Origin of the sequence: Parvibaculum sp. (genome assembly GCF_040882025.1) — a bacterium.
GTDB lineage: Bacteria > Pseudomonadota > Alphaproteobacteria > Parvibaculales > Parvibaculaceae > Parvibaculum.
In genome coordinates this window covers 1-20,737 of record NZ_JBBECC010000180.1, presented here as the reverse complement: position 1 = coordinate 20,737, position 20,737 = coordinate 1, and the positions used below count along the sequence as shown (strand labels likewise).

At 63.0% G+C, this 20,737-nt stretch carries 23 protein-coding genes; 11 read left to right on the top strand and 12 right to left on the bottom strand.

Features of this window, described 5'->3' with window-relative positions; translation table 11 throughout:
- Positions 1-15 precede the first annotated feature (15 nt).
- Both phbB and WEB61_RS13000 read right to left on the bottom strand, forming a co-directional pair.
- A complete protein-coding gene (gene phbB / locus WEB61_RS13005) occupies positions 16-741 on the bottom strand; it encodes an acetoacetyl-CoA reductase (RefSeq protein ID WP_368064762.1) in 726 nt (241 codons plus the stop codon).
- Positions 742-797: 56 nt separating this feature from the next.
- Positions 798-1,988, bottom strand: coding sequence for an acetyl-CoA C-acetyltransferase (locus tag WEB61_RS13000; RefSeq protein WP_368064761.1), 1,191 nt, complete (start codon positions 1,986-1,988; stop codon positions 798-800).
- 244 nt (positions 1,989-2,232) lie between these two features.
- On the opposite strand from WEB61_RS13000, the gene phaR reads away from it, so the two are divergent.
- Complete coding sequence (gene phaR / locus WEB61_RS12995) at positions 2,233-2,850, top strand: polyhydroxyalkanoate synthesis repressor PhaR (RefSeq protein WP_368064760.1); 618 nt, start codon at positions 2,233-2,235, stop codon at positions 2,848-2,850.
- Here phaR and WEB61_RS12990 read toward each other — a convergent pair.
- Complete coding sequence (locus tag WEB61_RS12990; protein ID WP_368064759.1) at positions 2,813-4,579, bottom strand: putative bifunctional diguanylate cyclase/phosphodiesterase; 1,767 nt, start codon at positions 4,577-4,579, stop codon at positions 2,813-2,815. The genes phaR and WEB61_RS12990 overlap by 38 nt on opposite strands.
- A gap of 387 nt (positions 4,580-4,966) precedes the next feature.
- On the opposite strand from WEB61_RS12990, the gene WEB61_RS12985 reads away from it, so the two are divergent.
- Positions 4,967-5,242: a hypothetical protein gene (locus WEB61_RS12985; protein ID WP_368064758.1), complete on the top strand. Its 276-nt coding sequence runs from the start codon at positions 4,967-4,969 to the stop codon at positions 5,240-5,242.
- A gap of 19 nt (positions 5,243-5,261) precedes the next feature.
- On the opposite strand, the gene WEB61_RS12980 is transcribed toward WEB61_RS12985, so the two are convergent.
- Genes WEB61_RS12980 through WEB61_RS12965 form a run of 4 tightly spaced genes read right to left on the bottom strand, consistent with a single transcriptional unit; the run spans position 5,262 to position 8,885 of the window.
- On the bottom strand, positions 5,262-6,851 hold the full coding sequence (locus WEB61_RS12980) for a gamma-glutamyltransferase family protein (protein ID WP_368064757.1): 1,590 nt from the start codon (positions 6,849-6,851) through the stop codon (positions 5,262-5,264).
- 7 nt (positions 6,852-6,858) lie between these two features.
- Positions 6,859-7,209, bottom strand: coding sequence for a hypothetical protein (locus WEB61_RS12975; RefSeq protein ID WP_368064756.1), 351 nt, complete (start codon positions 7,207-7,209; stop codon positions 6,859-6,861).
- A gap of 16 nt (positions 7,210-7,225) precedes the next feature.
- Entirely contained in the window at positions 7,226-8,047 is an 822-nt protein-coding gene (locus WEB61_RS12970) for an enoyl-CoA hydratase/isomerase family protein (protein ID WP_368064755.1), read from the bottom strand.
- A 34-nt stretch (positions 8,048-8,081) separates the two neighbouring features.
- On the bottom strand, positions 8,082-8,885 hold the full coding sequence (locus WEB61_RS12965; protein ID WP_368064754.1) for an SDR family oxidoreductase: 804 nt from the start codon (positions 8,883-8,885) through the stop codon (positions 8,082-8,084).
- A gap of 175 nt (positions 8,886-9,060) precedes the next feature.
- Between WEB61_RS12965 and WEB61_RS12960 the strand changes: the two genes are divergently transcribed.
- The 6 genes from WEB61_RS12960 (at position 9,061) to WEB61_RS12935 (ending at position 14,713) form a co-directional block, all read left to right on the top strand.
- Entirely contained in the window at positions 9,061-10,137 is a 1,077-nt protein-coding gene (locus WEB61_RS12960) for an alpha/beta fold hydrolase (protein WP_368064753.1), read from the top strand.
- A gap of 30 nt (positions 10,138-10,167) precedes the next feature.
- Positions 10,168-11,577, top strand: coding sequence for an aminodeoxychorismate synthase component I (pabB, locus tag WEB61_RS12955; protein ID WP_368064752.1), 1,410 nt, complete (start codon positions 10,168-10,170; stop codon positions 11,575-11,577).
- Positions 11,574-12,158 (top strand): aminodeoxychorismate/anthranilate synthase component II, encoded by a 585-nt coding sequence (locus WEB61_RS12950; RefSeq protein ID WP_368064751.1) that lies wholly within the window; start codon positions 11,574-11,576, stop codon positions 12,156-12,158. Before pabB ends, WEB61_RS12950 begins: the two co-directional genes overlap by 4 nt.
- Positions 12,155-13,018 carry an aminotransferase class IV gene (locus WEB61_RS12945; protein WP_368064750.1) on the top strand — a complete coding sequence of 288 codons (864 nt, stop codon included), beginning with the start codon at positions 12,155-12,157 and terminating at the stop codon, positions 13,016-13,018. Before WEB61_RS12950 ends, WEB61_RS12945 begins: the two co-directional genes overlap by 4 nt.
- A 150-nt stretch (positions 13,019-13,168) precedes the next feature.
- Complete coding sequence (locus tag WEB61_RS12940) at positions 13,169-13,609, top strand: hypothetical protein (RefSeq protein WP_368064749.1); 441 nt, start codon at positions 13,169-13,171, stop codon at positions 13,607-13,609.
- A gap of 21 nt (positions 13,610-13,630) precedes the next feature.
- Positions 13,631-14,713: a M14 family metallopeptidase gene (locus WEB61_RS12935; RefSeq protein ID WP_368064748.1), complete on the top strand. Its 1,083-nt coding sequence runs from the start codon at positions 13,631-13,633 to the stop codon at positions 14,711-14,713.
- A 66-nt stretch (positions 14,714-14,779) separates the two neighbouring features.
- On the opposite strand, the gene rpmF is transcribed toward WEB61_RS12935, so the two are convergent.
- From rpmF to ald, 3 genes are all read right to left on the bottom strand, one after another.
- Positions 14,780-14,962 carry a 50S ribosomal protein L32 gene (gene rpmF / locus WEB61_RS12930; RefSeq protein WP_293508314.1) on the bottom strand — a complete coding sequence of 61 codons (183 nt, stop codon included), beginning with the start codon at positions 14,960-14,962 and terminating at the stop codon, positions 14,780-14,782.
- A gap of 177 nt (positions 14,963-15,139) precedes the next feature.
- Entirely contained in the window at positions 15,140-15,724 is a 585-nt protein-coding gene (locus WEB61_RS12925; protein ID WP_368064747.1) for an SPOR domain-containing protein, read from the bottom strand.
- Positions 15,725-15,880: 156 nt separating this feature from the next.
- Positions 15,881-16,999 carry an alanine dehydrogenase gene (ald, locus tag WEB61_RS12920; protein WP_368064746.1) on the bottom strand — a complete coding sequence of 373 codons (1,119 nt, stop codon included), beginning with the start codon at positions 16,997-16,999 and terminating at the stop codon, positions 15,881-15,883.
- A 259-nt stretch (positions 17,000-17,258) separates the two neighbouring features.
- Here ald and WEB61_RS12915 point away from each other — a divergent pair, with 259 nt between their 5' ends.
- A complete protein-coding gene (locus tag WEB61_RS12915) occupies positions 17,259-17,879 on the top strand; it encodes a CoA pyrophosphatase (RefSeq protein WP_368064803.1) in 621 nt (206 codons plus the stop codon).
- A 3-nt stretch (positions 17,880-17,882) separates the two neighbouring features.
- On the opposite strand, the gene WEB61_RS12910 is transcribed toward WEB61_RS12915, so the two are convergent.
- Positions 17,883-18,107, bottom strand: coding sequence for a DUF2061 domain-containing protein (locus WEB61_RS12910; RefSeq protein WP_368064745.1), 225 nt, complete (start codon positions 18,105-18,107; stop codon positions 17,883-17,885).
- A gap of 428 nt (positions 18,108-18,535) precedes the next feature.
- Here WEB61_RS12910 and WEB61_RS12905 point away from each other — a divergent pair, with 428 nt between their 5' ends.
- The gene (locus WEB61_RS12905; RefSeq protein WP_368064744.1) at positions 18,536-18,739 is read left to right on the top strand and encodes a plasmid stabilization protein; all 204 of its coding nucleotides are present in this window, start codon (positions 18,536-18,538) and stop codon (positions 18,737-18,739) included.
- 266 nt (positions 18,740-19,005) lie between these two features.
- Positions 19,006-19,908 carry a hypothetical protein gene (locus tag WEB61_RS12900; RefSeq protein ID WP_368064743.1) on the top strand — a complete coding sequence of 301 codons (903 nt, stop codon included), beginning with the start codon at positions 19,006-19,008 and terminating at the stop codon, positions 19,906-19,908.
- A gap of 368 nt (positions 19,909-20,276) precedes the next feature.
- Here WEB61_RS12900 and WEB61_RS12895 read toward each other — a convergent pair.
- On the bottom strand, positions 20,277-20,737 hold a 461-nt coding region (locus WEB61_RS12895), incomplete at its 5' end, for a M24 family metallopeptidase (protein WP_368064742.1).

The following is a 20,737-nucleotide window of genomic DNA, read 5'->3' as shown; positions in this document are numbered from 1 at the left end:
ATGCCAGCAAGGAGCTTATCCGGCGATGAACTGCGCGCCGTTGGCCGTGATCGTCGCGCCGGTGACGAAGCTCGCTTTTTCGTCGGCGAGGAACGTCACGCAATGGGCGATTTCCTCCGCCTTGCCGAGACGGCCGACTGGAATGGAAGCGATGATGCCGTCGAGCACTTTTTGCGGCACGGCAGCCACCATGTCGGTGTCTATATAGCCGGGTGCGATGCAATTGACGGTGATGCCTTTCCGCGCCACCTCCTGCGCCAGCGCCTTGGTGAAGCCGATGACACCGGCCTTGGCAGCCGAATAATTGGTCTGGCCCATCTGGCCTTTCTGGCCGTTGATCGACGAGATATTGACGATACGGCCGAAACCGCGCTCGCGCATGCCGTTGATGACGGGTTGGCACATGTTGAACATCGAATCGAGATCGACGCTGATGACCTCGCGCCATTGCGCGGGGGTCATCTTGTGCAGCATCCCATCACGCGTTATCCCCGCATTGTTGACGAGCACATCGACGGGACCGAGCGCGGCCTCAACCTCGGCAATGCCCTTCACGCAAGCCTCGTAATCGCCGACATTCCACTTGAACGCCTTGATACCGGTTTCCCCGGTGAAGGCGGCGGCAGCCTCGTCGTTGCCACCGTAATTGGCCACGACCTCGTAGCCGGCCGCCTTGAGCGCGAGCGAAATGGCGTGGCCGATGCCCCGCGTACCGCCGGTGACCAGCGCAACTTTTTTCATCGTTTCAAGTCCTCGTCTTCAAAGGAGATCGCATCCTGTCCGGTGCCCCCCGGCCCTCAGTCGCGCGCGATGCACATGGCGATGCCCATGCCGCCGCCAATGCAAAGCGTGGCAAGACCCTTTTTCGATTTCCGCTTTTCCATCTCGTGCAGAAGGGTAACCAGCACGCGGGCGCCCGATGCACCGATCGGATGACCGATGGCGATGGCGCCGCCATTGACATTGACCTTGGACGCGTCCCAGCCGAGATCCTTGTTGACGGCCAGCGCCTGCGCGGCAAAGGCCTCGTTGGCCTCCACGAGATCGAGATCGTCGGGCGACCAGCCGGCCTGTTTCAAGGCGGCGCGCGAGGCCGGGATCGGGCCTGTCCCCATCACCGCCGGATCGACGCCGGCATGCGCCCAGGAAACGATCCGCCCCATGACCTTGCGGCCTTCCTTCTGCGCACGCTCGGCGCTCATCAGCACCACCGCCGCCGCGCCGTCATTGATGCCGGACGCATTGGCGGCCGTGACCGAGCCACCCTCCTTCTGAAAAGCCGGCTTCAGCCCCTTGATGCCGTCGAGCGTGACGCCGGACTTGATGTACTCATCGGCGTCGACCACCGTGTCGCCCTTGCGCCCCTTGATGGTGACGGCTGCGATCTCGTCCTTGAATTTGCCCGCCTTCTGCGCGGCCTCGGCCTTGTTCTGCGACGCTACGGCGAAGACGTCCTGCTCTTCGCGCGTGATCTGCCAGCGCGCGGCGACATTTTCGGCCGTCTGACCCATATGGTAGCCGTTGAAGGCGTCCCAGAGACCATCCGTAATCATCGTATCAACGAAGTCGAGCGAACCCATCTTCTGGCCGGCCCGCAGATAGGCAGAATGATGCGCCTGGCTCATGCTTTCCTGCCCGCCGGCAACCACGATCTCGCTGTCGCCATTGACGATGGCCTGAAAGCCGAGCGCGACGGCGCGCAGGCCGGAGCCGCAGAGCTGGTTGACGCTCCAGGCCGGCACTTCCACCGGCAGGCCGGCATTGATCGCGGCCTGCCGGGCGGGGTTCTGCCCCTGGCCCGCTTGCAGGATCTGGCCCAGGATGACCTCGGAAATCTGCGCCTTGTCGACGCCGGCGCGTTCGATCGCGGCCGAAATGGCGATGCGGCCGAGTTCATGAGCGGGCAAACTGGACAAAGAGCCGTTGAATGCGCCGACGGGCGTGCGCGCCGCGCCGACAATCACCACCTCGGTACCGGATTTACTCATTGCTGGCTCCCTGAAACCTTTGCCGGAGAAATGATAGGTCACCGATTCGCCGCTGCTGCGGGACACCCGCCCGCCGTGACCGGATCGTCGAATTCTGTGCATCGCAATGCGGGGCTTGCGCAGCGCAACAATACCGCGTCACAATGCCAAAAGACAGGGGGTCAGGGGCCCGGGCGGTGCCGAACGGCTATCGTGCGGGATAAAAACAACCCCGGCGTGACAACACTTGAGCGAGAGAGTGACCGTGGCCAAAAAGACAGCATCCACGGACGATGACGTCATCGTCATCAAGAAATACGCCAATCGGCGTCTCTACAACACGGCGACATCGAGCTATGTGACGCTTGAGCATCTCTGCGAAATGGTGAAGCAGAGCAAGGAATTTGTCGTTCGCGACGCCAAGACGGGCGAGGACATCACCCGCTCGGTGCTGACCCAGATCATTTTCGAGGAAGAAGGCAAGGGACAGAACCTCTTGCCCATCAACTTCCTCCGCCAGCTGATCCGCTTCTATGGCGACAGCCTGCAGAGCTTTATCCCGTCCTATCTCGAAATGAGCATGAACAGCTTTTCCAAGGAGCAGGGAAAGCTGCGCAACCGTCTTGTCGGCGCGCTGGGCGGGCGCGAGCGGCTGGGGCAGTTCGAGGATCAGATTCGCCAGAATCTTGAAATATTCGACAATGCGATGCGTATGTTCTCACCTTTCGGCCGCACCGGCGCAGGCGCCGAACGCGACACGAAAGAGCCCGCAAAATCGGAAAAGACGGTCGACAAGAGCGGCGGCCGCGAAAGCGAACTCGATGATCTGAAGCGTCAGATCGCGCTTATGCAGGCGCAGCTCGAAGCCTTGTCGAAGAAATAGGGTCCGACACCCGCGAGGCCGGCAGCGACATGGCCGGCTCGCCCAGATGGAAACCCTGCAGATATTCGACGCCGAAATCGCGCAGCATCGCGACTTCTGCGTCGTTGCTGACCCACTCCGCCACCGTCGGCAGATTGAAGTTGTGGGCGAGATTCACCAGCGTTCGGACGAAGAACTGGTTGTCGGGATTGTTCACCAGATCGATCACGAAGGACCCGTCGATCTTGACCAGATCGACATCGAGCGTTTTGAGATTCCGGAACGAGGTGTAGCCAGCGCCGAAATCGTCGATCGCGATCTGGCAGCCAAGCTCGCGGAAACTCGCGACGAAATCGGTCAACTCCTCGATCTCGTGAATGGCCACCGTCTCGGTAATCTCGATGATCAGGCGTTCGGCAAAGCCGGATTCCGCATGCAAATGGGAAGCAAGCGTGTCGCGCCACAACCGGTCGCCGATGGTCCGGCCCGAGATATTGAGCGACAGCTTGACATCATCCCGCTCGCGCAGCGTGGCGACCGCCAGTTCCATGACCCGATAGTCGAGAAGACCGATCAAGCCGAGCTTCTCGGCCACCGGGACGAAATGACCCGCCGGAACGATTGTCCCGTCCGGCCGCTCCATCCGCACAAGACATTCGTGTATGCAGGTTTCACCGGTGTGTGAATCGACGATCGGCTGATAGGCGATACGTATACGCCGGTCGTTGAGCGCGGTGATAAGTTCATCGGCAACATTGATGTTGCGCAGACGCGTCTTGTCCCGCTCGCGGGACGGCGCATAGATGACATGCGAGTTCCGCATCCGCTGTTTGGCCGATCCCAGCGCTTCTTCAGCGCGCGCAAGCGCCTGATCAACGCTGGATGCATGGCCTGGCAGGGCAATCGAACCGGCCGACACTGTGACCGCAACAGGCCCGCGCGCCGTCACGACCACCTTGTCGCGCACTTCGGCAAGCAATCTTTCGCAAACGTCGTCGAGCCGCTCCTCGCTGCAGTTGTTGAGAACGATGCCGAACTTGTTGCCGGCATAACGGCCGAACGAGTCGCCGCGACGCGCGAGGCCGGACAACCGTTCGCCAACACGGACGATGACCTCGTCGGCGACGTCGAAGCCAAACGCGTCGTTGATCAGGGCCAGATTGTCGACCGCCAGCAGCAGGAAGGCGGAATTCTGCCGGCCGCGCTGGGCGGCAATCAGGGCCTCGCTCAGCGCTTCCTTCAGCCGGACACGATTGAGCAGGCCGGTCAGTTCGTCATAGGTGGAAAGCCGCACCAGTTGCGCTTCGCGGCGATGGCGCTCATCGATCGCGCGCATGACGCCGATCGCATAAGCCGGCGCGCCATCCGCACCGCCATACCAGCGGCCGCGATCCTCGACCCAGCGCAAGCCGCCGAAATCGTCGCGAATTTGATATTCCAGTTCGTAAGGAACGCCTTGACCGGGATCGCTCTCGTGCAAGAGACAGATGCGCTCATAACGGCTCGGCCCGTCAAGGACGATGCGCGCCGCGAAATCGCGATGCGCCGCTATCGCCGATATGTCGGAAATGCCGAAAAGCATGCTGGCGGCCGGACCCCAATCGAGCCGATCGTCTTCGATCGACCAGCGATAGGCCGCATCGCCCACTGCCGTTACAGCGCCTCTCAGCAGATCGTCCGGCTGAACCTCACTACCGTTGAGATCCAACGTTCCACCGACTCTGCGCGCATCCTGCGTCCTCGAGTCCACAACACTACTCCCGCCGCACTCACTTGCCTGAACAATCCAGGCGTCGTCGTCTCCGAGGGCGCCCTTCTGGACGCTCGGAACATGCGATAGTCGCGCAGTGCCAGTTAAGATTTAGAGAAGCGTTTTAACGACTAAAGCTTTAAATAAATCGGTTAATTCGACGATTCTGTATCGTTTCGACGCACCCGCATCTCCCGGCAAAGCGAATCTCGTGGCAGACTTCTTGCTGCGTCGGTGGAAGGCCGCCAACTCCGTACCGGCAGGACCGGTGGGAGATACGGCAGCGAGGACAGCTTGCTGGAGAGAAAGCGCCGGATGTCGAAGATCGAGCGCATGACAAGATCGCAGTTGACGTTGCCCGCGCCGCGGCGGGAGGCGGAGGCGAGCATGCGTGCGCAACGGGCCGAGCCTGCAATGCGTCCGGCGGATGCGCGCGCTTCCGATCCCTCCCATGCCGCACTCGGCCGGCCGCCGCTCGGCGCGACACGGCCTGTCGCCGGTTTTCTCGCGCAATATGTCGACCAGCACTGGCATTGGCCCTACTCCCCTTCCCGCAAGCAGGAGAAGCGCCAGCGGGCGGCGACCGCCTATATCGATGCGGACATGCTGCCGGACATGCTGGCCGAGGCGCTGCGCCTGCCGAGGCTTGAGCGCAAGCTCTGACTTTCAGGAAAATTCCCGGCTAGTAGCCGACCGCCGCGCCGTCCTTGCGCGGATCGGAACCGCCGGTCAGCGTACCCCGTTCATGGTCGATCAGGATCGCCTGGCCGCCGCCATGCGGCAGGAACGTGTCTCTGATCTCATGGCCGCGTGCCCGCAAGCCCTCGCGCGCCTCAGAGGAAATGGCGGGCTCGAGGTCGAGCCAGTTCGCGGCCGGAAAAGCGCGCGGACTGTCGAGCGCTTCCTGCACGTCCATGCCGTGGTCCAGCATGTTCGTGACGAGATGGGCATGGCCGACCGCCTGATAGGCGCCGCCCATGACGCCGAACGGCATGACCGCCCGCCCGTTCTCGACCATCATCCCGGGAATGATCGTGTGGAGCGGCCGCTTGCCGCCTTCGACGCAGTTCGGATGTCCTTCCTCCATGACAAAGCCGGAACCGCGGTTCTGAAACATGACGCCGGAGCCGGGCGCGAGGATGCCGCAGCCAAAGCCGAAGAACAGCGAATTGATGAAGGAAACGGCGTTGCGATCCTTGTCCACCACGGTGAGATAGACCGTGTCGCGATTGAGCGGGTCGCGCAGCGTGGTCAGATCGGGGATACGCCGGTCGGGATCGATACGTGCGGCAAGCTCGGCCGCCAGCTTGTCCGAGAGCAGATGATCGACGGGGATGTCGCCGAACGAGGGATCGGCGACATGCTTGTCCCGCATGTCGTAGGCAAGACGCGCTGCTTCCATATCGCGATGCAGACGGAGCGCACCCCTTGGATCCAGCTCGTCAAGCCCCGCATGCGACAGGATGTTCAGCATCAGAAGCGCGGTGATGCCTTGCCCGTTCGGGGGTATCTCATGAATGTCGCGTCCGCGATAGCTTGTCTTTATCGGCGTCACATAGTCCGACCTCGTGGCCGCGAAATCTTCCAGCGTGTGAAAGCCGCCAAGTGCGTTGAGTTTCCTCACCATGTCTTCGGCGATCGTGCCTTCGTAAAAGGCGTCGCGCCCTTTCTCCCCGACAAGACGGAGCGTCCTTGCAAGAACTGGCAGACGATACTTATCCCCGGCCGCGGGTGCCTTGCCATCGACCGTATACTGCGCAAACGCGTCTGCGTCTTTCGCGATATGGCCTTTCAGAAAATTCCATTCGAGCGAGATACGCGGCGCAACCGCAAAGCCTTCCTCGGCAAGGCGGGTCGCCGGCTCGAAAACGCGGCCAAGCTCCATCGTGCCGTGATCGGCGATAAGTCGTGCCCAGGCGTCGATGGCGCCGGGCACCGTGACCGAATGAACGCTGTTGAGCGTGAGCGCCGTGACACCGGCCGATTTCAGCTTCTCGAGCGAAATCGCTTTCGGCGAGCGGCCCGAACCGTTGAGACCGACAATATCCCCGCTGCCCTTTTTCGACAGGAGGACGAAACAATCGCCGCCGATCCCGGTATTGTAGGGCTCGACCACGCAAAGGACCGCGCTTGCGGCAATCGCCGCGTCGACCGCGTTGCCGCCGGCCCGCAGGATCGAGATCGCCGCTTCCGCCGCGACGGGTTGCGACGTGGCGCACATGCCGTTGACGCTGTGAACGGTGGACCGGCCGGGCAGGTGGAAATCGCGCATCGAAGCCTCAACCCTGTCGTGTGGCGAGAACAAGCGATTGCAGATCGGCAATCGCGCGTTCGATGCGTGTCAGCCGGACATCGATTTCATCGAGCCGGCGCGCGAGCGCGGCATCTCCCGCGGGCGGTGCGGCGGGCATCGGCGTCGCCACACCGGCCCGGTTGACGACTTCGGCGGCCGGCGCCTCGAGCAGACGCGCCAGCATCGTCACCTGATTGGGCGTCACCTCGCGCTGGTCTTTCCAGATTTCGTCGACCTCGCGGCGCGAAAGCCCGAGCGCCGCCGCCACATCATCGCGCGTCCGGCTTGTCGCTTTCAGTCTTTCGTCAAACCATTGCTGATCGAAGAAAAGCGCCATCGTCCGACATCCCGCCTCAGCGTCCCTTGAACTCGGGCGCGCGTTTTTCGAGGAAACTGCGCACGCCCTCGCGGTGATCCTCGGTTTCGAACAGCCGGCCGAGCGTTGCGCTGACCCAGCTGCCGATCTCGCGCAGATCGCCATAGGATGTGCGGCGCAGGCCGTCTTTCATGAAACGCAGGGCAAGCGGCGCATTGACAGCAATGCGGGCGGCAAGCGCCAGCGCGCTTTCCATCAGCCTGTCATGCGGCACGACCTCGCCGACAAGGCCGATTCTCAAGGCCTCGTTCGCATCGATGATATCACCGGTGAAAAGCAGTTCCGCCGCCTTGGCCGGGCCGACAATGGCCGGCAGCCGCCACAAGCCGCCAACATCGGAAATCAGCCCGCGCTTGATGAATATCTCGCCGAATTTCGCCTGCTCCGAAGCAATGCGGATGTCGGCGAAGAGCGTCAATTCCATGCCCCAACCAACGGCGGCACCATTGACGGCAGCAATCACCGGCCGGTCGCATTCAAGCGCGGCAACCGCCGCAGGCGTCGGCTCGGGCCGGACGGCCGTCAGCCGCGCCACGCTCTTGTCGCGCTGCTCGCCGGTCATCATCTCCTTGACGTCCTCGCCCGAGCAGAAGGCGGGATCGGTCCCGGTCACGATAACGCAGCGTACATCTTCATCGGCCGAAGCGGCGCGAAATGCCGCCTCCAGTTCGTCATAGGCGCGCCGGTTGAGCGCATTGCGCCGCTCCGGCCGGTTGAGGGTCACGATCGCGACATGGTCGCGAACCTCATAGAGAACGCAGCTGAAATCCGCCGGTGCAATCGATACTGCCTTCGCCATCCCTTGTTCCTCCCTCCTCCGCCGTCGTTTCGGCTTACTTGAAATCTCCCAGCGCATCGGGACCTGCATCGCCGAGCTTCGAGCCGCCGTCGCAATCGACGATGGTGCCGGTAATGTATTTGGCATTGTCGGTGGAAAGGAAAAGCGCGGTATCCGCGATATCCGTCTTGGTGCCGTAGTCGCGCAGCGCAATGCGCGACTTGATCAGTTTCTCGGCTTCCGCCGAGGGCGCCAGCCGCGCCATGCCTTCAGTATCGGCGATGGGGCCGGGCGAGATCGCATTGACGCGAACGCCGGCCGGGCCCCATTCCATCGCCAGGCACTTGGTCAGCATGTTTATCCCCGCCTTGGCCGCGCAGACATGGGCCTGGAAGAGCGAGGGATTGACGCCCTGCGGCGCGGTAATCGAGATCAGCGACGCGCCCGGCCGGTTCAGAAACTGAAACGAGGCACGCAGCACATTGAAGGTGCCGATGAGATCGATGTCGACAACGGTCTTGAAGCCGTTGGACGACATGCCGAGCGCCGGCGCGACAAAATTTCCGGCGGCGCCCGAAATCACGATGTCGAAATTGCCGAGCCGCGCCTGCGCCTGTTTCATCGCCGTCTCGACCGAATTGAAGTCGCGCACATCGGCCGCCATGCCGATGGCGTCGAAACCTTCATCCGTGATCGTCTTTGCGGCGGCCGTGATCTTGTCGTGGCTGCGGCTGATAAGGGCAATTTTGGCGCCGGCCCGCGCAAAATGCTGCGCGATGCCGAGATTGATGCCACTGGAGGCGCCGGCGACGAAGGCCGTCTTGCCCGCGAGTACTTTTTCCTTGAATGCATCCTGCATGGGGGTCTCCGTCATTCTCTGCCTCGTGCGCCCGCATCAAGCCCTTATTTGGCCATGCCCGCAAGCCTGTGCGCCATTTGTGGCAACACCGGCAAGGCTCTAGACTGCCGTTCCGAAGAGGCCTTCCGCAGCGGAAAACTGGAACCCGGCAGCGTATGGGAAAGTTTGCGACATCATGGCATTCGTGAAGGGTATCGCGATATTGGCGGCTGCCGTCCTGCTCATCATGGCGATGAGCTACTGGGCGGCCGGTCAGGCACGGCCCGCGCTCGATGCGGCGGTGCGCGCATCGCTGACGGCGCAGGGCGTGGCCCACGATTTCATCGACCTCCCGGGCGGCACGGTGCACTACCGGCTCGAGGGCCGTGAGGATGCGCCGCTGGTCGTTCTTGTCCACGGTTTTTCGACGCCCTCCTTCGTCTGGAACGACCATATCGCGCCGTTGACCGATGCAGGCTACCGCGTACTCGCCTATGACAATTTCGGCCGCGGCCTGTCCGACCGTCCCGCCGCGGTCTATGACGCCGATCTCTTCGACCGTCAGCTCGAGGAACTGCTCGATGCGCTCGGTGTCAACCGCCGCGTCGATCTCGTCGGTTATTCGATGGGCGGCGCCATCGCCACAATTTTCGCCGCGCGCTACCCCGAGCGCGTCCGCTCGCTGATGCTGATCGCACCGGCCGGTCTCGGCGTCGAGACGAACCGCAATGTGGAACTTCTGCGCCGGCCTGTGATCGGCGACTGGATCATGCGCCTTTTCGATGCCCGGCTTTTCTACAATGCTGCGGCCAAAGAGGCGCCAAGCGCGCCCAATCCCGGTGCGTTTCTGGCCAATTTCAGTCGCCAGCTCGACTACCGCGGTTATGGCGACGCGCTGCTTTCGACCATGCGCCATTATCCGATGGGCAGCGCGCATCAGGCCTTCGCAACCGCCGGCCGTTCGCCGCGGCCGGTTCTCGTCATCTGGGGCGAGGCCGACGAGGTCGTACCCTTCGCCCATGCGACACAATTGCTGGAACTGATGCCGCAGGCGCAGCTTCGCTCCTATCCGGGCATGGGACATAACATCACGTTCGCCGAGGCGCCGCTGGTGAGCCGCCTGCTGACCGATTTTCTGGCTGTGCAGAGTGCGCGCGCAACGTCCGGCGGCGCAGCCGGCAAACCGCGCGGACCGCTTGCGCGCATGGAAGCGCGTGAATGCGCGAGCTGCGGCCCCGGCGAAGCGGAGCCCGGCGAACCGACACTGCCCTGACAAGGGCTGCCTGAGGAAAGCACAACCGACGTGACCGAACCGCTCGTTCAGGAATTGGCGTGGCGTGAGCCGCATGAGGCGTTTCACGCCTTTGCAGACGAACCCTTCGCGCTGTTCCTCGACAGCGCGACGGCGGGGCCGGGCCGCGATCCGGCGCTGCATGGCCGCTGGAGTTTCATCGCGGCCGATCCGGCCGACAGTCTGACACTGCGTATTGCCGGCGAGCCCGCCCCCTTTGCGGCGCTGAAGGCAAGGCTCGCGACACTACCGCTCGCAACCACCCGGCCCGGCCTGCCGCCCTTTATCGGCGGTGCCGCCGGCTTTTTGGGCTATGGCCTCGGCCGGACATTGGAACGCCTGCCGCCGGAAACGCCACCCTTCGCCGTCAGGGACCGGAACCTGCCGGACATGGCGCTGGGCATTTACGACGCCGTGCTGGCTTTCGACATGATCGAGCGCCGCGCATGGGCAATATCGACCGGCGCGCCGGAACGCGCCGCACGCTTGCGCGCGCGCTTCGAGGCGGCGGCTCCGTTGCCGCCCGCGCCGCGTACCGCACCGGCGGCGATTGCATCGAACTTCACACGCGCCGGCTACGAGCGCGCGGCTGCGCGGGTGATCGACTACATCCATGCCGGGGATATCTTTCAGGCCAATCTCTCCCAACGCTTCGAAGCGCGTCTTGCCGAAGGCGACACGCCCTATGCGCTCTATTTGAGATTGCGCGCGGCAAGCCCCGCGCCCTTCGGCGCTTTCTTCAATTTCGGCGAAGGCGCGATCCTCTCTTCCTCGCCCGAGCGCTTCCTTGCCTGCCGTGGCGGCGCGGTCGAAACCCGGCCGATCAAGGGCACAAGGCCGCGCGGGTTATCTCCGGCTGAAGACCGGCACCTCGCTGCCGAACTGCTCGCATCCGAAAAGGACCGGGCCGAAAACGTGATGATCGTCGACCTGCTGCGCAACGATATTTCGCGCGTCTGTGCCGACGGTTCGGTGACGGTCGAAAAACTCTGCGCGCTCGAAAGTTTCGCAAATGTCCACCATCTGGTCTCGACCGTTCGCGGCCGGTTGCGCGCCGACGCAACGCCGGTCGATTTGCTCGCCGCCTGCTTTCCCGGCGGCTCGATCACCGGCGCGCCGAAGCTGCGCGCCATGGAAATCATCGCCGAACTCGAACCGACGGCGCGCGGCCCCTATTGCGGCGCCATCGGCTATCTCGGCGCCGACGGCGCGATGGATACCTCAATCGCCATCCGCACCATGGTCGTGAGCGACGGATGCGTCACCTTTCAGGCCGGCGGCGGCATCGTGGCCGATTCCGATCCCGCCGCCGAATACGAAGAGACGCTCGACAAGGCCCGCGACATGCGCCATGTGCTCGAAGGCTTGGACAGCGCGGCGCCCGAAGCCACAATGACCGCCACGGCGGGAGCGACGGCATGATCCTCGTCATCGACAATTTCGACAGCTTCGTTCACAACCTCGCCCGCTATATCGGCGAACTGGGGCATGAACGCCGGACGATCCGCACCGATGCGATCTCGGTCGAGGAAGCTCTGGCGCTCAAGCCGCGGGCGATCGTCCTTTCGCCGGGCCCCTGCGGTCCCGACAAGGCCGGCATTTCGGTGCCGCTGGTCAAGGCGGCAGCCGAGCGCGGCATTCCGCTGCTCGGCGTCTGTCTCGGCCATCAGGCGGTCGCGGCGGCCTTTGGCGGCAACATCGTCCGCGCCGCAAGACCCGTACATGGCAAGCCCGCGCGCATCGCGCATGACGGCACGGGGATATTTCATGGCCTGCCAAGTCCCTTCACCGCCGCGCGCTATCACTCGCTGATCGCCGAACTGCCGGAAGGCGGACCCTTGCGCGCGACGGCTTTCGCCGATGACGGCACGCTGATGGCGCTGGCGCATGAAACGTTGCCGATCGTCGGCGTGCAGTTTCATCCCGAGTCGGTGCTGACCGAACATGGCCACGCGCTGCTGGCGAATTTCCTCGCACTGTCCCGCGCAAAGGCGGCGGCATGACGGCCAATACCAACACCATCTGGCTCAACGGCGAACTTGTCCCCGCATCGGAAGCACGGATCGACCCCGCCGACCGCGGCTTTTTGCTGGGCGACGGCATTTTCGAGACCATGCTCGCGCGACACGGACGGGTGGCGTTCCTTGACGCCCATCTGCTGAGATTGATGCGCGGCGCCGATGCGATCGGCCTTGCGCTGCCGCTCGATCCGACGCGCATCGCAATGGCCTGCACGGCGCTGCTCGATGCGAACGGGCTGGCCGAGGCACCGCGTGCCGCGCTGCGATTGACGCTGACGCGCGGGCCCGGTCCGCGCGGTCTCGCATTGCCGCCCGAGCCCGCGCCGACGCTGATGATCGCCGCCGCAATCGCCACCCCGCCGCCGGCAGGCCTGTCGGCGATTGTCGCAATGCCGCGCCGGAACAACCGCTCGCCATCTGCGCAATTGAAGGCGATCGCCTATCTCGACAATGTGCTGGCGAAAGAGGAAGCCCGCGCGCGCGGCGCCGAGGAAGCGCTGATGCTCGATATCGAGGGACATCTCGCCTGCGCCAGCGCGGCCAATGTTTTCGTCTGGGAGAACGACCGGCTGATCACGCCATCGGGCGATTGCGGCATTCTGGCGGGGATAACCCGTGCCGCGATCCTCGAGCTCGCGCCGGGACTTGGGCTCGAAACGGTGGAAGACCGCATCGACCTCACACGTCTGTTGCATATCGAGGGCGCCTTTCTGACCAACAGCCTGACAGGGATCGTGCCGTTGACACGCCTCGACGGGCGGGCGCTGCCTGTGCATCCGATGACCGCGCGCCTCGCTGCCGCCTACGAACTGCTGCTCGATGCGGCGGACAGAAACAACTGACCGCAGCCCAGGCCATTAACCCTGCAGCGACGCACAAGCCCTCGAAAATTCAAGGCTTCTGGACTTTTTCCCGGAATGGCACGATGCTTCCACTAGCTGACGGCCGATCAGCCACGCCTGCGGTCGGAACCACTCGGGGGAGCAAAGACTATGCGGAGTTTCCTGACTATTTTCGGATCGGTATTGCTCTTTGCCCGCGAGGGATCGTCGCTGATTTTCGCGGCATTGATCTGGTACATCTTCTGGGGTGGCTACACGCCGGTGCTCGACACGCCCGAACAGGCCTTCAACCTGGCCGTCATCGCCGGGCTGATCGCGATTTTCTATCTGGCCTTGCAGGCGCTGACCGTCGTTACCCAGCCGGTCGGACAGGAAACGCGCTATCTCATCGACACGATGCTGTCGCTGGTGCCGCTGGCCTTTGTCGGCTATGCCGCCGTGCAGCATTTCAACGGCGCGACCGACCTTCCCTACCACCTGGTCGGCGCGCTCTGGCTCTTCGGCCTGGTGTCGCTCTCCGACGTCTTCATCAACACCTGGACCGGCCTGAAGCTCAACAAGCTCGCCAGCGACATGGTGATCATGAAATAGTCCGCTGCCGGCGAGAGGCCCATGTCGACGGCAAGCCATTTTTCTCACAGCTACAACGAGGCGCGCCGCCGTTTTCTCGACGCGGCGCGGCGGGCCGGCGCCGTGCTGTCGGCGCATGAACATCCCCTGAAAGGGCCGGACGGCGAAACGCTGGCGACCGACATTGCCCGCATCGGACCGGCCGACGCCCGCAACATCCTCGGCATCGGCTCGGGCACGCATGGCGTCGAGGGCTATTGCGGCTCGGGCGTTCAGACGGCGCTTCTGAGCGAGAGTTTCGCCCGCAACCTGCCGCCCGACACGGCGCTGGTGCTGATCCACGCGATCAACCCCTACGGCTTTGCCTTCGACCGCCGCGTCAACGAGGACAATGTCGACCTCAACCGCAACTTCCTCGATCACACGAAGCCGCATCCGGAAAACCCCGGCTATGAAGCGCTTTTCGACGCGATCAACCCGCGCGACATTTCGCCGGAAGCATTGGCGGAAAGCCGCGAGAAGCTGAAAGCCTATGCGGAAAAGCACGGGCACGGCGCCATGCAGCATGCGCTGAGCGCCGGCCAGTACACGCATCCGGACGGCGTGCAATTTGGCGGGCTCAAGCCGGTGTGGTCGAACCGCACCTTGCGCGCGATCCTGCGCGCGGAGATGGCAGCGGCGGCCCGTGTCGTTTTCGTGGATATCCATTCCGGGCTCGGCGCACGCGGCGCCGGCGAAATGATCTGTACCGATGCCGAGGCGAGCGGAAGCTTCAAGCGAATGCGGGCCTGGTGGGGAGAAATCGTCCGCTCGACCGTCGATGGCGACTCGATTTCATCGAACGTGCCGGGCTCGATCCCGGTCTGCTTTGCCGAGGAACTGAAGGGCCGCGAGGTAACGGCCGGCGGCCTCGAATTCGGCACCGTGCCGATCCGCGAGGTGACGGTGGCGCTGCAGGCCGACAACTGGCTGCACCAGAACGGCGGCCACAAAAATCCGAAAGCGCGCGAAGTCGCGAAGCTGATCCGCGATGCCTTTTACGTCGATGCCGACGACTGGAAGGAAACGGTGACGGCGCAAACGCGCGACGTCTGCGCGGCGGCGCTGCGCGGCCTGCAGAGCTGATTCCACAAACGAAAACGCCGCCTCGGAAAGGCGGCGTTCGAATTTAGGCAAAGCCCCGTGAAAGGCTTAGTCGGCCTTCGGCTTCAGAATCTGCTTGCCGCGATACATGCCGCTCTTCAGATCGACATGATGCGGACGATGCAGCTCGCCCGAATCCGGGTTCTCGACATAGGCCGGCTGCTTCAGCGCATCGGCCGAACGGCGCATGCCGCGCTTCGACGGGGTGGTTTTCCTTTTGGGGACGGCCATGACGTGTCGCTCCGATCAGGGCCCGGGGCCCTCGCCTCACAAAAAAGGCTTTGAAAACAAAAGATTGGCCGCTCCCGCCCTGGACCTGAAATCCGTGGGGACGGCCTTTGGCGGCCTTATACAGTGAAAACCGCGCGGAAGTCCATAAGCAGCCGAAAATCCCTCGGGCAGCAAGGCTCAGTTGAGGCGGACGACCGCGCATTCGTCCGCCGGCACGGCCGCCCGCGCACAGGCCGCCCGCGCCGAAGCTGCGCTGTCGAAGGCGCCCATGCGGACCCGGTGGGCCGGCTCGCCGCCGACGGTGGCGCTGTCGATCGAAACGCGCTCATTGCCCTGGAGGTCCGGTTCGCGGCCGAGAATATCGAAATAGCGGCGGCTGGCGCGGTCGATGCTGCTGTAGGAACCGAGCTGGACATAATAGCGGCCGGCGGATGCGGCGGGTGCGGCCAGCGAAGCCGTGGTGATGACACCGGCGCGGCCCGGACGGGCGAGCGGCCGCGGCGCCGAGGTCCAGAGCGAACCCGTGACGAGATCGTCGTCGCGCCACGCGACCTGCCGGGCGCGCGGACGCGGCAGCGGCGGGCGCACCGCAAGCATCGGAATTTCAATGGTTTTTTCAACGAGCCGCGTCATCGCGCGCTGATCGTAGCGCGCCGCCTCGCGCGGTTCGACGATGCCCCGTTCCTTCTGGATAACGAAAAGCGCAATCAGCACCGCGCCAAGGAAGATCCAGAACCGGTCGCGCTGAACCTTGTCGAACATGTCGCCCTCCATCCCCGCCCGGGCCCCGAAAACGGAGCGCCGGTAACGGCGGAGAGATTCGCCCGACTATGGTTAATCACCGTTTAAAATCCGGCCCGGATTGGCACAAAAAATGCCGGACGGCAGAAAAAACCGTTTTGTTTCAACGGGTTGAAATCAGGCCGCCAGCACGGTTTCGGCCCTGTGATAGGGCACGCCCAACGCATCGGAGACGGCCTGATAGGTCAGTTGCCCGCGATGGACATTGAGGCCGGCCAGGAGATGCGGATTGTCGGCAAGCGCCTTCCTGTAGCCCTTGTCGGCGAGCGCCAGCGTGAAGGGGAGCGTTGCGTTGTTGAGTGCGAAGGTGGAGGTGCGCGCCACCGCGCCCGGCATATTGGCAACGCAATAGTGAACCACTTCATGTTTGACATAGGTCGGATCGGCATGGGTCGTCGCATGCGAGGTGGCAAAGCAGCCGCCCTGATCAATCGCAATATCAACCAGCACCGAACCCTTCTGCATGTGCCTGACCATGTCCTCGGTCACGAGCTTCGGCGCGGCGGCGCCCGGCACCAGCACGGCGCCGATCACAAGATCCGCGCCCATCACATGCTGCTCGATCGCATCGACCGTTGAATAGATCGTGTTGAGGCTTGGACCGAACTGCATGTCGAGCTCGTAGAGCCGGTGCAGGTTGATGTCGATGACGGTGACATGGGCCTCGAGACCCATCGCCATGCGCGCGGCATTGGTGCCGGCAACGCCGCCGCCCAAGATGACGACCTTGGCCGCCGGCACGCCCGGCACGCCGCCGAGCAGCATGCCGCGCCCGCCCTGCGCGATCTCGAGGCAATGGGCGCCGGCCTGGATCGACATGCGGCCCGCGACTTCCGACATCGGCGCCAGCAGCGGCAGACCGCCGCGCGCATCGGTCACCGTCTCATAGGCGATGGCGATGCAACCGGAATCGATCAAGCCCCGCGCCTGTTCGGGATCGGGCGCCAAGTGCAGATAGGTAAAGAGAATCTGGCCCTCGCGCAGCATTTTCCATTCGGCCGGTTGCGGCTCCTTGACCTTCACGATCATGTCGGCGGAGGCGAAAATCTCCGCCGCCGTGTCGACGATGCGCGCGCCGGCCGCTTCATATTGCGCGTCGAAAAGCCCGATGCCGTCGCCCGCGCCCTTCTGCACCAGAACCGCGTGACCGTGATGCACCGCCTCGCGCACGGCGGGCGGCGTCATGCCGACGCGGTATTCGTGGATCTTGATTTCCTTGGGAACGCCGATACGCATGGGGGCCTCGCGGGGGGTCGGGGACGGGAGAAAAGTGTAGCGCCGCGCGGGGACAACTCCAAGGCGGGGCATGGGGCCAATCGGGCGCCGCTGTTCAGGATTATAGACAGGGCGGGCATGGCCGCCGGCGCGGCGCGCAAGCCGCCAAGCCCTTGCCGGCGCTCGCTATTGCGTTTCGCGGGAGCGGGATATATCCGCGCCCGCGCAGGCCACGCCACCGGATTTTAAACACCCCGAACGCCATGCTAAAAGCATGCGCATGACGCATCGCTTCGACGACGAGCTGAAGACACGCCTCGCCGCACGGCTCGCCGCCTTCCCGCGCGAGGCGCTCGACGGCGCCGGCCTGAAGCGCGCGGCGGTCGCGATCGCCATTGCTCCGTACAAGGATCAAGCCGCCTTCCTGCTGACGCGGCGCGCGGCCCGCCTCAATGCCCATGGCGGCCAATGGGCACTGCCGGGCGGCCGCATCGACGGCAATGAAACGCCGGTCGAGGCGGCGCTACGCGAGCTTGAGGAAGAGGTGGCGCTGAAGCTCGATGCCCGCGAAGTCATTGGTTTGCTTGACGATTATCCGACGCGTTCGGGCTATCTCATCACCCCGGTGGTGATCTGGGCGGAAGACACAAGCGCGATGGCGCCGAACCCCGCCGAAGTCGCCTCGATCCATCCGATCCCGCTTGCCGAGCTCGAACGCGAAGGCTCGCCCGAGTTTCTGACCATCGCCGAAAGCGACCGGCCCGTGATCCGCCTCCATATCGGCGATGCCCATGTGCACGCGCCGACGGCGGCCCTGCTCTGGCAGTTCGCGGAGGTGGGTTTGAGGGGCCGCGCGACGCGGGTCGCCCATCTCGAACAGCCGCTCTGGGCTTGGCGCTGAACTTTAGGCGGCCTGGAACGGTCCGCGAAAGCCGATGTTTTTCAAGGCCTTGGCCGGATACCGCGCCCACGCCTTTTCATGCAGATAGAAGACCAGCGTGTTGACGGCGGGCTCGATCAGCGCGACGCTGGCCGCGAGCGCGACTTCGCCGGTCAGCGCATAGACGACACCGAAGCCCACCGTGAAATGGAGCGTGCCGTAGGTCATGGTCTTTGCAAGGTCGCGCATGATGCTCTGTCCCGTTCTTCAATCGCTATTGCGACTTATTCTTATTTAAGAGAACGAGCGGGCGATGTCAAGAACAAGCGGATAATCGGCAGGTTTCAGCCATTTTTACCGGCAGTTGGCTGGCAGCGCTGTCATCAAACTGTCACAAAACAGCCGAAACCGGCGAAAACGCGCGGATTTCAGCCGTTTTCCGGCAGAAAACCCGGCATGTGGCAGCGCCGCACAGCAGCCGGACACCCCCTCTGTCACGGAACTGTCAAAAAACTGTCACAAAAGGCGCCGGCGGCGTTTCGGACGACTTATCTCCGGGGTTCGTGAGGCGGCGAGAATGACGGGAAAGAAGACGGCGGCTATGCGCGCGCCTGCACAGATACACAGAACCGCGCCGCCGCCGTCTTCTCCCCTCGCCCCTTTCAGGGAGACCGCCCATGCTCTCGCCGATGCGCGCAAGGCGCACCATCTCCGTTACCGATTTCAGGAAGAACCCCGCCCGGCACATGACCGAGGCGAGGGGCGACACGCTCGCCGTGCTCAGCCGCAACAGGGTCGAGTTCTACGCCGTGCCGCCGGTGCTGTTCGAGGCGCTGCTCGACCGGCTGGAGGCGTTGGGAGGACGAGAGCCCAGCAAATGACAGAGAACAAATTTTTGCATGCAAGAAGACATAAGAGTCGAATCATCAGCACTCTGAGGGATCACAAGTGCCTTATTCTGGCCGACTTAAAAGCACTCAGAGCATATGCGTTGTTACAAACAACTCACAAGCCCTCCGGCGTTGCAAAAATGACTCATATATCTTCACCTTTGGGGACAAAACGAATCCCCTCCGTCAAAGAATCATAGCGAATCAACAACAACAGATTCACTCTTTCCATAGATGACAAAGGGAGGAACGACTCCGTGACAATAGCTGCTTGCTATATATCACCAGAGGGCGTTGTTCTAGGGGCAGACAGTACAGCCTCAATAAATACAGCCACCGACGGATTTCACTACTTCAACCACACTCAGAAGCTTTTTGAAATCGGCGAACAAAGCAATCTCGGGGTAGTCACTTGGGGCCTCGGGGGCCTCGGCACTACCAGCTATCGATCGTTGTTTGCAGAACTCGCCGACGACCTGAGCACTAATCCGCCTAACGATATGGCGGACGTTGGCGCCCGCTGGGTGGCAAAATTCTGGGGTGCATACACTCAATCGGCCGACCTTGCTCCACTCATCGCAAAGTGCAAACAACTTGCCGCAAAACCTGCGTTTGACGCGAACGCTGTCGCCCCAGACCCTCTCGCTAGGACAAAGCTCGAAGAAAATAGCTTTCTCCAGCTCAACCAAAACTTGTTTGTGGGATTTTGCATAGGCGGAATGGTGCTGCCCGACCGAACTCCGTCAGCGTTGTGCATAGAGTTTGACCCCCTCAGCAACGCCCCACCCGTTGCCACATCGCTAGGAATAAATACCCGGTGGTTTTGGGGAGCTCCGAATATTTTTCACCGATTGATAACCGGAGCTGATCCAAACTTCTTGGATAGCATCGCCCACTCCCAGTTCTGGACGGGAACAGATCAAGATCTAGTGTCATTGGTACAACAGCACCAATTTGGACACCCTATCTTGCCCATAAGAGAGGCAATCGATTTCGTGCACGTGTGCATCTACAGCACGATCAAGGCTCTGAAATTCTCAAATTTCTCACAAACCTGTGGCGGACCTATTGAACTTGCGGTAATCACCACCGACCGTCCATTTAGATGGGTTCGACACAAAGAGTGGGACACAGCCATCGACGATGGAGTTCCCCTATGAGCCAAAAGCAAAATACAGCTATGCGCGCCAACAGACCTAGCTCAGCATTCTCGGTGTGGAATTTAGAAGCACACGCACCCGCTAATCAGGGCGGGCACGGCATCGGCCCTTTGGACGTCTATTGGGTTTTGGGCGACCAGAGGGAAAAGGTAGGCGGTGAGATTAGTGAAATTCTCGCCGCCCACAATACCAAGCGTCGGTAGCTCTTCGATCTAAAACAGTAGAACTCCTCCGTTCGCAGTCAATCACTGCAGGCAGGACTCCTATTGGTTGTCCTGACGTTCCTACAGCCTGCCCACAACCAGATATTAGCATTGACGCACTCATCTAATCGTGTGTGTGCATTGCTGCATTCGCAGATTAATTTTTCACGCCAGCGTCAAAATCACCGGGCCGTTTTTCGTGACGACGAGGGAATGTTCGTATTGCACGGTGGGCGCCGAGGGATCGGCGAGGAGTGTCCAGCCGTCGCCGCTTTCCGCCGCGAAGTCGCCGCCGAGCGAGAGGAAAGGCTCGATGGTGAAGACGAGGCCTTCATGCATCAGGCGGCGGTCGGAAGGGTCGCGCCAGGTGGCGATGGCCTCGGGCGCTTCGTGGAGCGAGCGGCCAACGCTGTGGCTGGCGAGATTGCGGATCAGCGTATAGCCGCGCCTTTCGGCGAAGCTTTCGATGCGCGCGCCGATCGCGTTGAGCTTCGCGCCGGGACGGACCGCGCGGATGCCTTCCCACATGGCGCGCCTGCCGTCGCGGCAGAGGCGTTCGATGTCGCCGCGAACGGGCGGCACCGCGAAGCTCGCGCCGGTGTCGCCGTAGAAGCCGTTCCTCTCCG